The following is a 12,878-nucleotide window of genomic DNA, read 5'->3' on the forward strand; positions in this document are numbered from 1 at the left end:
GGTCACGGGATTGCCGCCACCAAAAACCTTCTTCAGGCCCCGAGTGACGCGCGACAGCGCCCTATTTTTGCTTGTCATGAAGTCCTAATTCCTCTGCTGGATAGATGAATGGCGAACCATGGAGAATGCCATCACAGATGACATCCAAGCCCTTATAGACGTCTGGAAGCAACTCCTCCAGATTCTCTATTCCCACTTCGAAGGGCGGCCATGCCTGCGGTGCCGGTTGGAGGAACGGCAACGGCAACATGCGCCGGAAGAAGAAATGGTAGGCGTACCTGCGCGCCCGATCGATCGACGCTGGCGGCATGCGCTTGCCCAAGGGTAGCGTATCGAGGTGATGGAAATAGTCGTCGGCTGTCGATGCATCCAGGGTCATCCCCTTGTTGCGGATCCATGCCTCGCCGCCGACGATTACCGGGATGCCGACGCTGCTGAGTTCGACGCCCGTCTTGGTGCCATAGATAATGACGCTGTCACACCTGTCCATTGCCGCATAGGTACTGACCGTGCTTTCTGGTCCAATGATGAAAACGTTCTTGGGCATGTCCGGGAAGGTCGTCCGTATCTCCTCGACGATCGGTTGGCGCGAGACGGTCGAACCGCCGGGAGGCGCCAGTTCACCTGGATGAACACGAATCAACAGCTGCAAATCCGGCCGCCCCTTGAAATACGCGATGGTCCGCATCACCCAATCAACCATCCCGGGGAACGCGTTGGCCGGGTAGTGCAGCTGTGCATCCCACACCACGTTGGTGAGCATGCCGATCACCGGCCGGCTCCAGTCCAAGCCCACCCTTGCGGCGAAACGATCCATGTCGTCATCCGCGTCGCGATTGAACCAGATCCAGTCGCGACTTCCTTGCCGGCGGCTGTTCAGATAGTTCATGATCTCCGCTTCGCGCTCCGCGGACCACGCCATGTTCTCCCAATCGCTGGTGGGTTCATCCATCAAGGTGTGGTGATAGGTATCGGAGTGACTGAATATCGCGCACTGCTTGCGGTAGGCGAGGTTCCACGATGCTGTGCGCACCTGTCGATTTCGGCAGGCCGCGCTGACAATCCCGTGCGGCACGTAGATCCCGTGGTTATTGACCACCACATCATACCGCCCGTCGAGCAACAAGCGGTTGATGCAGAACGCCGTCAGCAGGGACGACTCGAGGTAGCGCCGCAGAACCGCCTCTCCTTCCGGTTCGAGCGACAGATCGCCGACGCCGTAGTAGCGCAAAGCACCCGCCAGGGCATGCTCCCCGATAGGCAGGCCATCGAGCGTAAACCCGGGGATGTCCTCCACGGCGATCGAGTTGGAAATCTCCACTGCTCGCGCACGTTCGCCGTCTTGGATATGCTGGCTCATCCGCAGGATCTCGAGCCCGGGAATGGAGAATACCGTGTCGCCGGTCGCCATGCACCCCGCGCAGAACACGTCCTTCAGTTTTCCATCGGCCAGTGCCGGCGGACTGACGCCAGCGATCTTGGCCCGTTGGCAGCCCGGCATCGCTGCGTCGCAAAGCAAGGTGTCGACCTTGGCCCCACGCAAAGTCAGGGCGACGTTGAGCGAACTCTCCAGGACGGTGAACTGGGGGTGACCGCCGATCGCGGTAGCCATCAGTACGCGCGGTCCATCTTTGGCCTTCGCCAAGCAGTCGACCCACAGCGTCTCGTTGCGGGAAACGATCGCAGACCAATCGGGGAGAGCGGCCTTGCTTTTCTGCTTGCCGGCCGCCACCAGCTGCTTTTCGCGGAGCGGACGCAGGAATTGTTTCAGGCGCTGGTAAACACTAGACATTGGCGGCTCGCATTTGCGACTGGGGTAAAGTGATTATCGGCCGGGAGCCCATTCTCTCGGTCAATCTTTCAAGCATTTCAGGAAACCGTCCGGTGCCACGGTCAGAAGGAGCTTGTCCTGAATTTCGCGGTCGATCTCGAAGCGGTCGTTCGCCCTGAGAAACTCCCAAACAGCGGTCTTCGGGTTGTCACCCTTGCCCCATGGGCGATCAGGGAAGGCATCTTCCGGCATGTCTTCGATCACCGTATCGAAGACGATCAGATAGCTGCCGGCCTTCACCAGCGACGAATAGAGTTCCAACTCCCTCATCACGTGCGCATGCGTATGGTTGGAGTCCAGGATGACCAATACCCGCTTCATGTTGCCGGCGAATTCGTGGACTCTGGCGGCCACCCGGTCGTCGATGGATGACCCCTCGATCATCGTGATGCGCTTGAACATCGGGTGCTTCTCGATTTCCTCGCGATTGTGCGCGCGGATATCAATGTCGAGCCCCAGGACTTCGGCGTTTGGCGGCCCCCCGCACGCCGCATTCAGCTCCAGCATCGACGCGGAGAATATCAGCGAGCCGCCATGCGCGATCCCGGTCTCGAAAATCAGGTCAGGCTGCACGGCCCAGATGATCTCCTGCAGGGCAATCATGTCCTGGGGATACTGGATGACCGGACGGCCAAGCCATTCGAAATGGTACGAATACTTTCGCGCATTGGCCCGGTCCATCCATTCGCGCGACGCGTCACGGAGCAGGGTATCCGCGCCCTGAATGGCAACTTCTGAAGTGCATTCCTGTTTGAACTTGTCGTACATGGTCATCTGTTTCTCCTTCGAACCTTCAAATACAGTTACCCGCTGTCGCACGCATCAGACGTGGCCCGGTTGCATGCTGCGGATGATCCTTGCGGGATTCCCTGCGACGACCACCCCCGCTGGGAGATCGCGGATGACCACTGCACCGGCGCCAACAACGGTGCCAGCGCCGATAGTCACGCGTGGCGACACCACCGCGCCCGCCCCGATCATCACGTTGTTGCCCAAGCTGACGCAGCCGCAAAGCGTGGCGCCAGGCGCCAGATGCACGCCGTCGCCCAACACGCACTCGTGATCTGCCAGCGCCTGGTGATTGACGATGCAGGCCTCCCCTAGACGCACGTCCGCAGCCACCACGGCGCCAGCGAGCACCTGGGTGCCAGGGCCCAGCACAGCCGTCGAACACACCGAAGCATGCGGGTGTACGAGCGGCTCGACGCGAACCTTGAGGCTGCGAAAACAGGCCTGCACAGCCAGGCGGTCTGCCCCGCGCGCACCACCGATCGCGGCGAGTCCATAGAGCGGGCCTCCTTTCGCCTCGGCCTCGCACCAACGCAGAAGCTCCTCTTTGCCGATGTGCAAGGGCACGCCTGGCAAGACAGCAACGGCTTCGCGGTCGTTGTCCACAAGCGCCGCAACGGTTCCGCCACGCAGCGAGATCAGACTGGCCAGCACTTTGGCATGGCCGCCGCTACCCCACAGAACGTAGCGCGCGCCGTCATCCATTGCGGCAACCGGGCAGGACACTCGCAATCACATCCACCACCCGCCCCTGTTCGGTCGTCGTGACATCGTGAAAGCTCGGCAGGTTGATCGCCCGCCCGGGAATATCCGCTGCGAGCGTGTTTTCCGGTTGCGATTCGAACATCGGCAGACCCGACAAGGGATGGAAAAAAACGCGTGCATCGATATGCTCGGCGGCAAAGGCCGCCTGCAGTTTCTCGCGCTTGACGCCTGTCGGCGGCGCAAAGACAACGGTCGGCATCCAGGCCCCATTGACGACGCCGGCGGGCTCAGGGTTCATCGACAGTCCCGGAAACTCCGCCAGGCGTTCGCGGTAGTACGACAGAATCTCGCGCTTGCGGCACGTCAGCTCATCGATACGTTCAAGCTGCGCACAGCCAATCGCGGCCTGGATATTTGACATCTTGTACTTGAAGCCGACGATATCAGGCCAGAACTGCCGCGTCTGGCCACGGGCTCGCCCATGATTACTGAGCGTCAGAACATGCTCGTAGAGGTCCGGATCATTGGTCACGAACATCCCGCCTTCGCCGGTGGTAAGCGTCTTCGTGCCGTGGAACGAAAAGGTGCCGAACCTGCCTATCGAGCCCGCACGCCTGCCGTGATAGAGCGAGCCGATGGCCTCGGCCGCATCCTCGATGACGGGGATGCCGTGCTTTTCGCCGATCGCGAGAAGTTTGTTCATCTCGCACAGGTTGCCGTATAGATGAACAGCGACAATGGCCTTGGTTCGGGGGCTGATCGCCCTTTCGACGAGCGCCGGATCGAGGCACCACGAGTCGGCAAGAATGTCGACGAATACGGGTCGCGCTCCGAGCTTCACGATCGGCGAAGCGGTTGCAATCCAGTTGGTATCGGCCATGATGACTTCGTCGCCCGGACCGATGCCCAAGGCAGCCATCCCCATGTGGAGCGCGCCGGTACAACTGGAAGTCGCGATCGCATACTCGCTCCCCAGGTGCGCCTTGAAGGCCGCCTCGAAGCGATAAAGATAGTCATAGCACTGCTCACCCCAGCCGTTGGCAGCCGCGTCGGTTGCGTAGCGGACCTCCAGTTCGGTAATGGAGGGCTTGGTGTAGGGGATGCGGAGAGTCATTTGATGTCCAGCCACGGTACCGCGGTGACGAACCTGGTACCGAGATCCGCCAGTCGCGCGTTCTGCTGCCTGATCTCGCCGGCAATGTTCCAGGGAAGGATGAGCAGGTAGTCGATGCGCTGTTGGTATAACGCGGCCGGAGGCAGGATCGGTATATGACTGCCGGGCATGAATTTGCCTTGTTTGGACGCCGCCGCGTCGCACACAAACGGCAGCAAGTCGGCGGTGACACCAGCGTAATTGAGCAGAGTGTTTCCCTTGGCAGCTGCGCCGTAGGCGACAACGGTCTTTCCTTCCGCTTTCTGCGCCACCAGGAAATCCAACAGGTCATTCTTGACCCGCTCGGCGCGTTCATGGAAGTGCTGGTAGGTCGCGAGCACCTGCAGGCCGGCACGCGCCTCTTCTGCCAGCAAAGCGGCGACCGCCGGCGAGGCAGCTCGTTTGTCTTCCCGGTGGCCGCCATAGACCCGCAAGCTTCCGCCGTGTGTCGACAACTCCTCGACATCCAAGATGCGCAAGCCGGCAGCCGCGAAAATGCGGTCCACCGTGTACAAGGACAGGTAGGAAAAGTGCTCGTGATAGATGGTGTCGAATTGGGTATGTTCGATCAGACGCATCAGATGCGGGAATTCGAGGGTGATCGTACCGCCGGGTTTGAGTGCCGCTTTCAAGCCGCGGGTAAAGTCGTTGATGTCGGGCACATGGGCGTAGACGTTGTTGCCGGCAATCAGATCCGCTGACTTGCCTGCAACAGCGAGCTCTCGCCCGAGTTGTTCCCCGAAAAACTCGCGCATGACGGGAATGCCAAGCAACTCAGCCGCGGCCGCAGTACTGGCCGTCGGCTCTATACCCAGGCAGGGAATTCCTGCGGCGACAAAGTTCTTGAGCAGGTAACCGTCGTTCGAAGCAAGCTCGATGACCAGGCTCTCGGAACCAAGCTGCAAGCGTCGGGAAATGGTTGCGGCGTAGCGTTCGGCATGGGCCAGCCAACTCGTGGAAGTGCTGGAAAAATACGCGTAGTCGGGGCTGAACAGCTCGTCAGCCTGGGCGTAATCCTCGGTCTGAACCAGCCAGCATCGATCGCACACGCTGATCACCAGAGGATAGGATCTTTCCGGTCTTGCGAGATCCTCCCGGCTCAGATAGGCATTCGATGGGGGCATTGACCCCAGATCAAGGAAGAGGTGCTCCAGCGGTGCGGAGCAATGCCGGCATTTCACGATGACACTCCGTTGAATTGATCGTCCAGCAGCGGATGTTTGGCGTCTCTGGCCGACAGCTCTGCGATAGGCCGTGGCCAGGCAATCGACAGCAGCGGGTCGCGCGGGTGCAGACCCGCTTCGCAAGCGGGCGAATAGGCCGCAGTGTGCAAGTAGATCAGCCCGCACTCGTCGGTGAGAGTCTGGAAACCATGCGCCAAACCCTCGGGTATCAGCATCGCCCGTCGATTGGACGCGGAGAGTTCTTCAGCGTGCCACTGCAGGAACGTCGGCGAACCTGCACGAATATCGACGGCCACGTCCCATATCGCACCCTGTAGGCAAGTCACCAGTTTCATCTCAGCCTGCGGCGGATGCTGGAAGTGCAGGCCACGAACGGTCCCCGCCATTTTCGTAAACGTCTGGTTTACCTGCGCCACTGGCTTGCACCACCCCGCATCCGCAAGCTCGTCGGCACAGAAGAGGCGCGCCAGAAAACCGCGACGGTCGCCGCGTGAGGATCGCTCGACGACCTTGAGCCCAGCAATCGGCGTAGCGAAGATGAGCAGGCTGCTCACGGCCTCGGCTCCACCCCAGCGGGCTCCCGATCAAGCTCGCCATAGGCGGAAAGGTCTGCTTCGCACAAGACGCGTGCATCGACTCCGGCGTCCTGCCGGCGGTACCAACGCACAGTCCGCTGAACCGCTTCGGTCAGCGACCAGCGCGGATGAACGCCTAGGAGCGCACGCGCCTTGGCGATTTCGAGGGCAAGCCAGCCGGCCTCGTGCGGTCCCTCTGTGCCGTCGCCCCAGGCAACTTGCGCCTCGCCATAGGCGCTTTTCGCCAGGGTGACGACGTCACGCACCGTAGCGGCTGCGTGCGTTTCCGGGCCGAAATTATAGGCACCCGCCAAGGATGGTTTCTGCCAGAGCGATTCAGCAAGCCTGACGTAGCCGGCGAGCGGCTCGAGGACATGTTGCCACGGCCGGATGGCCTGGGGACGACGGATGTGAAGGCGCTGATTCGCGTCCCAGGCGCGAATGGCATCTGGAATCAGGCGGTCTTCGGCCCAGTCACCCCCGCCGATAACGTTTCCAGCCCGGGCCGCAGCAACGGCGACACCGTTCTCGGCGAGATACGCGTCGCGGTACGCCCCGATTACGACTTCCGCGGCCGCCTTGCTCGCACTGTACGGATCGTGTCCGCCGAGGACATCTGTCTCCCGGTAGGGATAGGAGTGCTCAAGGTTCTGGTAGACCTTGTCGGTGGTGATGGCAACCACAACGCGAAGCGTATGCAGCGGCCGCAAGGCATCCAGGACATTTGCGGTGCCCTGCACATTGGTCGCGAAGGTCGCCAGCGGGTCGCGGTAGCTGGCTCGCACAAGGGCTTGCGCTGCCAGGTGAAATACGACTTCTGGATTCGCCCTGCCGATCAGTTCGGAAAGCGCCTCCGCGGCACGGATGTCGCAAAAATGGCTGTCGGCAAGTTGCTCGATACCGGCCAGCGAAAAGAGATTCGGCTGCGTCGTCGGCGGCAGGCTGATTCCCGTGACGCGCGCACCGAGACGGTGCAGCCAAAGAGTCAGCCAGGCCCCCTTGAAGCCGGTATGGCCGGTCACCAGGACACGTTTACCGCGCCAGAAGTCGCGCGTCGGAATCGCGAAACTGCTCATCACCAGATTTTCCACGGCGCCTCGCCGGAAGCCCAAAGCTTTTCGAGGTAATTCTTCTCGCGCAACGTGTCCATCGGTTGCCAGAAACCATTGTGCTCGAAGGCCATCAGTTCGCCAATTCCGGCAAGGGTGGCCAGTGGAAGACCCTCCCAACTACTCTGGTCATCCTCGACGAATTCCGTGCACTTCGGGGAAAGCACAAAGAATCCGCCATTAATCACGCCGCCATCGCCGCGCGGTTTTTCCGAGAAACCCGTCACCTGATTGCCTGCCCGTTCGAGCGCTCCGTATCGACCTGGAGGCTGCACGGCAGTGACCGTAGCCAGCTTGCCGTGCTCTCTGTGAAAGGCAATCAATGCTCCAATGTCCACGTCACTAACGCCATCACCGTAAGTGAAACAGAAGGCTTCTTCATCCTTGATGTAGTCGGCCACACGCTTGAGGCGCCCTCCCGTCATGGTCTCTTCCCCGGTGTCGACAAGGGTTACGTTCCACGGCTCGACCTTGTTCTGGTGCACCTTCATCCGGTTGTTGGCCATGTCGAAAGTGACGTCGGACATATGCAGGAAATAGTTGGCAAAGTATTCCTTGATGAGGTAGCCCTTGTAACCGCAACAGATCAGGAAGTCATTCACACCGTGCGCCGAGTACGTCTTCATGATGTGCCAAAGAATGGGCTTGCCGCCGATCTCCACCAGAGGCTTGGGTCTGAGGTAGGTCTCTTCGCTGATCCGCGTTCCCAGGCCACCGGCAAGAATGACCGCCTTCACCGTGCACCTCCAAGCGCATTTGCCTGCAGGCACTGCATGCAATCGGCAGCCATCATGCGCACGACGTCACACATTCTCGACTTGGCACTCCAACCCAGGTTCTTCATGGCTTTTGCTGGATTTGCACGGCTCATCTGAATGTCAGAAGGCCGCCTCAAGGCGGCCGCCGTCCGGACATGCTCCTTCCAGTCGAGGCCGAGGCAGGCGAACGAGCTGTCGACGAATTCGGTCAGCGATCGTGTTTCTCCCGTGGCAATCACGTAGTCGTCAAGCCTGTCTTGCTGCAGCATCAACCACATGGCCTCGACATACTCGGGTGCCCAACCCCAGTCGCGAGAGATCGACATGTCGCCAAGATGAAGTTTTTCCTCGCTCCCGTTGGCGATACGGCACGCCGCCGCGATGATCTTCTGGGTAACGAAACGCTCCGGACGAATCGGTGATTCGTGATTGAACAGGATACCGGAACAGGCGTCGATCCCGTATGCCTCGCGATAATTCGCGACCAGCCAGAAAGCCGTCGCCTTAGCGACGGCATAAGGGCTGCGCGGGCAAAACAGCGTGCTTTCATCGGCAAGACTTCCTGTATCCCCATAGCACTCGCTCGACCCGGCGCTGAAGAGGCGGGTGGGATGTTCCAGAAAACGAATGGCCTCCAGGAGATTCAGAACGCCAGTACTGATGCTCGCCAGGGTTTCTACGGGCTGTTCAAAGGAAAGATTCACCGAACTCTGCCCAGCCAAGTTGTAAACTTCGTCTGGCCGAACCCTGCGCAAGACCTTGACGACGCTCTGGAAGTCGTTCTGCGCCATGGACTCCATGGTCACCTGGTCGCGGATGCCGAGACGTTCGAGGTTCTGCAGGCGAGCAGCCGAAGGGTCTCGGGAGGTGCCCGTTACCACATAGCCTTGGCCGAGAAGAAACCGCGCGAGATATGCCCCATCCTGTCCGGACACTCCCGTGATCAGTGCCTTCCTAGCCATTTGCAACTCGCATCTCACTCATGGTAGTCATAGCTCGAAAAGCCGTGCCTACGGATGAGTTCGTCGCGTTCAGCGCTCCTCAGATCCTCGCAAACCATCTCCGACACCAATTGCTGAAAGGTGGTCTTCGGCACCCAGCCCAACTTTTCCCTGGCCTTGGTCGGGTCACCCAGAAGACTCTCGACTTCCGTCGGTCGGAAGTAGCGTGGGTCCACCCTGACGACGACCCTGCCGTTCTGGTCGGTACCGATTTCGCGGTCACCCTCGCCCTGCCAGGCGATCCGAATTCCCAGTTCGGCTGCAGCGGCGTCGACGAAATCACGAACGCTGTATTGCACGCCGGTGGCGATGACAAAGTCTTCAGGCTGCTCCTGCTGGAGCATCAGCCACTGCATTTCGACGTAGTCTCGGGCGTGCCCCCAGTCGCGCAACGAGTCCATATTGCCGAGATAGAGGCAGTCCTGCAGGCGCAGCTTGATGCGAGCCAGCGCACGCGTGATCTTTCGAGTCACGAATGTTTCGCCGCGTAATGGCGACTCGTGATTGAAAAGAATGCCGTTGCAGGCGTAGAGGCCATAGGCTTCGCGATAGTTGACCGTCATCCAATAGGCGTAGAGCTTGGCAACGGCATAGGGGCTACGCGGATAGAAGGGGGTCTTCTCCGTCTGCGGGATTTCCTGCACCATGCCGTAGAGTTCGGAAGAACTGGCCTGGTAGAAACGGGTTGTTTTCTCAAGCCCGATGATGCGGATCGCTTCGAGAATACGCAGGGTTCCGATGCCGTCGACATTGGCAGTGTACTCTGGCGTCTCAAAACTGACGCCGACGTGACTCATCGCGCCCAGGTTGTAGATCTCGTCCGGCTGAACCTGCTGAATGATCCGTATCAGATTCGAGGAGTCAGTAAGATCCCCGTAATGCAGTGTGAGTCGCCCGTCGGCGACGTGCGGGTCCTGGTATAGATGATCAATCCGATCGGTATTGAAAAGCGAAGCGCGGCGTTTGATGCCGTGCACCTGATAGCCCTTGTCGAGCAGGAATTCCGCAAGATAAGAACCGTCCTGGCCGGTTATGCCGCTGATCAGAGCCTTTTTCATGGAGCCATCTCACCTTTGCTGTGTTTTCTTATACCCACCGCCGTTCTGATCGAACGAACAAGTGCCCGCACGTCCAGACCAACATGGTTGAGAACCTCGGGATTGGTGCCACTGGGCGGGACGCCTGCGACGCCAAGGCTGAAAAGGCGCGAGCCCGGCCCCTCGAACCCAGCCATAACCCGTGCAATCGCGTCGCCCTGTCCGCCTTTCAGATAATGGTTATCCACGCTCAATACCCATTTATAGCCCAGAGTCTCGCTCCTTAACCAGCCGGCATCAACCTCATTCAACCATGGCAGGTTGATGACCTTCACGCTGAGCCCGTCTTCTTCAGCAAGCTTCCGGACAGCCTCGACGGCTGCGCTCAACAGCACCGGGCCGTAGGTGATGACGACCGCGTCACTCCCGGCGACCAGCGTCACACCCTGGCCCGCGACCAACCGCCCGCCTGGCGGCAGGCGATAAGGAACATCCCAGGGCAGCGAAACCAGCCTCAAATAGCAGCTGCCTGGCGCCTCGTTGATACACCAGTCGAGGAGCGGTCCGACTTCGGCTTCACAGGAAGGCTCAACCAGGGTCATTCCCGGTATCGCCGCCAAGACGGAAATATCCCGTACTGCCTGATGAGAATGCCCAGGCCCACCCGGGACGACGCCGGCCAGTGAGCCGACGTAGATGATTTTCGTCAGTTCGGTCGCGTTGTTGTATATCTGCTCGTTCGGCCGGGCAGACAAGAAGCAGGCGAAGGAGTGCACAACAGGCAACAGACCCTTCAGGGCCATGCCGCCGGCGACGGAAACCATGTCCTGCTCCGCAATTCCGCACTCGAAGAAACGCTGTGGAAAACGCTCGCGAAAAGGAATCAGCCCGGTATCCAAGATCAGGTCGGCATCAAGTGCGACCAGATGCGGGTGCTTCTCGGCCTGTTCCAGAAGAGCCGCCGTATAGGCGGTAATCAGGCGTTGCGCCGATGCGGGTGGCGGCGACGTACCCTCGCGCTCGATGGTCTCGAAGCTGAGGCCTTCCTGACCGGCATCTTTCACCCGCTGTTGTAGCCGGCTAATGATCTCCTGTGTCGCCAGACGGTAGGAATCGGCGTCGGGCGCTCCACTGTGAAAGCGATACATGGCGACGTCCGAATCCAGCGATGTATGCTCCATGAACGACACGCCCTTGCCCTTGACCGTATCGGCGACGATGACTTTGGGTCGTAGCTCGCCTTTCAGCGAGGCCAAGGTCACGGCCAGCGCACCGACGTCGTTGCCATCACAACGCTCAACACGCCAGCCAAAAGCCCGGAATTTCGCTTCCAGGTCGCCAAGGTCCGAGACGTTCCTGACAAAGGTGTCTGACTGCAACTTGTTGTGGTCAACGATGACCGTGATTTCGTTCATCCCAAAATTGACCGACGAGACGAGTGACTCCCAGAATTGGCCCTCCTGAAGCTCGCCGTCGCCGGTCATGACCCATGCCCGCCCCGGTCGCTTGGCAAGCCGATTCGCGAAAATCATGCCTTTTGCCTTGGAGACACCCATGCCGAGTGACCCGGTATTGGTTACGACCCCGGGCGTACCGATGTCCGGGTGGCCCGGCAAGCCATCGATTCTGCGCAACTTGTGGATCAGATCAAAATCGATCCTGCCCATGCCGATAAGGGCAGCGTAATAGCCCGGTGCATCGTGCCCCTTGGAACTGAAGAAGATATCGTCTTCATCGAGTTCTTCCAGCAGCAGCCAGCTGATGATGTCCAGGCTGCTAAAGCTACTGCCGATATGGCCGGACCCGGCCCGTGCAATCATGTACAGCGCGTTGAGTCGACACATGTCGGCGAAGATCGCGGCACGCTTCTCGGGCGGCAGCGTCGACGCGCGAACACGCTGGAATTCGGCGTAAGGAAGATAGTAAAGGGTGCCTTCTACGGCTTGTCCAACTTGATCGCCCACTTTAGCGCTCCAGGTTCAATCGACCGTGTTAAATGGAGAAACCGAGATAGCGGGCAGGATCGCCGCCTGTGTGGCCAACAGCCTCTCGGCTATCCACCAGTCTTCCGGCTCATTGATGTCAAAGCCTTCCAGCCCTTCACTGACGAAAGGAATGATGGCTTCACCCGCAATGCTGTTCTGCTCCAGCGCGACCCGGGACCAGGCGATTTCGAGACTGGCATCCTGGGCGTAAATCTCGGGCAGGGCAGCATACTGACTGCTGTGCCACGGCGTGGCGCCATTGCTATAGGGCAGGAGAGGCAACATGCGCTTGCCCCGGATGACCCACATCTTCCCGGGGTGCTGTTTGCATCGCTCAATTGCGCGCAGCGAGTCGGCTCGCGGATCTTCAAGAAAGAGGCTCCACGCACGGCGAATGGTCTCGGGCAGGCGAAACGGACTGGTCGGGCGCAGGATGCTGAAAGCGTCGAACTCCCGGTGTGACTCCTTGAGCTTCTGCAACATCCAGACGACCCATTCGATGTCAGGCGACTTGTCTCCCGAGATTTCCGTCGACCGCAGAAACGGCACTTCCGCCCCGTAGTGGCGGGCGACTTCGGCGTAGGCCTCGCTGTCGGTGGCACAGATAACGGCATCGAACACGCCACTGCTGAGGGCCGCTTGAATCGTATAGGCCAACAGGGGGTGGCCGCCGAGACTGCGGATGTTCTTGTCCGGCACCCGTTTGGAGCCGGAACGGGCAGGAACAAGAGCGACGGATTTGAGTTTCATT

Annotated in this window: 12 protein-coding genes; all 12 read right to left on the minus strand. The window is 60.0% G+C overall.

What is annotated here, in order from left to right; all coding sequences use genetic code 11:
* Window positions 1-61 precede the first annotated feature (61 nt).
* Window positions 62-1,732, minus strand: coding sequence for a capsular biosynthesis protein (locus tag QZ634_RS11025; RefSeq protein WP_291988327.1), 1,671 nt, complete (start codon window positions 1,730-1,732; stop codon window positions 62-64).
* A gap of 120 nt (window positions 1,733-1,852) precedes the next feature.
* Entirely contained in the window at window positions 1,853-2,512 is a 660-nt protein-coding gene (locus QZ634_RS11030; protein WP_291988720.1) for a cephalosporin hydroxylase family protein, read from the minus strand.
* A gap of 141 nt (window positions 2,513-2,653) precedes the next feature.
* Entirely contained in the window at window positions 2,654-3,325 is a 672-nt protein-coding gene (locus QZ634_RS11035; protein WP_291902145.1) for a NeuD/PglB/VioB family sugar acetyltransferase, read from the minus strand.
* Entirely contained in the window at window positions 3,318-4,439 is a 1,122-nt protein-coding gene (locus QZ634_RS11040) for a DegT/DnrJ/EryC1/StrS family aminotransferase (RefSeq protein ID WP_291988329.1), read from the minus strand. The genes QZ634_RS11035 and QZ634_RS11040 overlap by 8 nt, the downstream gene beginning before the upstream one ends.
* Window positions 4,436-5,659, minus strand: coding sequence for a class I SAM-dependent methyltransferase (locus QZ634_RS11045; RefSeq protein ID WP_291988331.1), 1,224 nt, complete (start codon window positions 5,657-5,659; stop codon window positions 4,436-4,438). Before QZ634_RS11045 ends, QZ634_RS11040 begins: the two co-directional genes overlap by 4 nt.
* A complete protein-coding gene (gene rfbC / locus QZ634_RS11050; protein WP_291902139.1) occupies window positions 5,656-6,216 on the minus strand; it encodes a dTDP-4-dehydrorhamnose 3,5-epimerase in 561 nt (186 codons plus the stop codon). The genes QZ634_RS11045 and rfbC overlap by 4 nt, the downstream gene beginning before the upstream one ends.
* Window positions 6,213-7,313 carry a CDP-glucose 4,6-dehydratase gene (gene rfbG / locus QZ634_RS11055; protein WP_291988334.1) on the minus strand — a complete coding sequence of 367 codons (1,101 nt, stop codon included), beginning with the start codon at window positions 7,311-7,313 and terminating at the stop codon, window positions 6,213-6,215. The genes rfbC and rfbG overlap by 4 nt, the downstream gene beginning before the upstream one ends.
* On the minus strand, window positions 7,313-8,083 hold the full coding sequence (gene rfbF, locus QZ634_RS11060; RefSeq protein WP_291902137.1) for a glucose-1-phosphate cytidylyltransferase: 771 nt from the start codon (window positions 8,081-8,083) through the stop codon (window positions 7,313-7,315). The genes rfbG and rfbF overlap by 1 nt, the downstream gene beginning before the upstream one ends.
* Window positions 8,080-9,066: a GDP-mannose 4,6-dehydratase gene (locus QZ634_RS11065; protein ID WP_291902135.1), complete on the minus strand. Its 987-nt coding sequence runs from the start codon at window positions 9,064-9,066 to the stop codon at window positions 8,080-8,082. Before QZ634_RS11065 ends, rfbF begins: the two co-directional genes overlap by 4 nt.
* A gap of 14 nt (window positions 9,067-9,080) precedes the next feature.
* Window positions 9,081-10,163 carry a GDP-mannose 4,6-dehydratase gene (gene gmd, locus QZ634_RS11070; protein WP_291988336.1) on the minus strand — a complete coding sequence of 361 codons (1,083 nt, stop codon included), beginning with the start codon at window positions 10,161-10,163 and terminating at the stop codon, window positions 9,081-9,083.
* Window positions 10,160-12,106, minus strand: coding sequence for a transketolase C-terminal domain-containing protein (locus tag QZ634_RS11075; protein ID WP_291988338.1), 1,947 nt, complete (start codon window positions 12,104-12,106; stop codon window positions 10,160-10,162). The genes gmd and QZ634_RS11075 overlap by 4 nt, the downstream gene beginning before the upstream one ends.
* A gap of 15 nt (window positions 12,107-12,121) precedes the next feature.
* On the minus strand, window positions 12,122-12,877 hold the full coding sequence (locus QZ634_RS11080) for an acylneuraminate cytidylyltransferase family protein (RefSeq protein ID WP_291988340.1): 756 nt from the start codon (window positions 12,875-12,877) through the stop codon (window positions 12,122-12,124).
* Window position 12,878 lies beyond the last annotated feature (1 nt).

Source organism: Candidatus Accumulibacter sp. ACC007, assembly GCF_907163205.1.
GTDB lineage: Bacteria > Pseudomonadota > Gammaproteobacteria > Burkholderiales > Rhodocyclaceae > Accumulibacter > Accumulibacter regalis.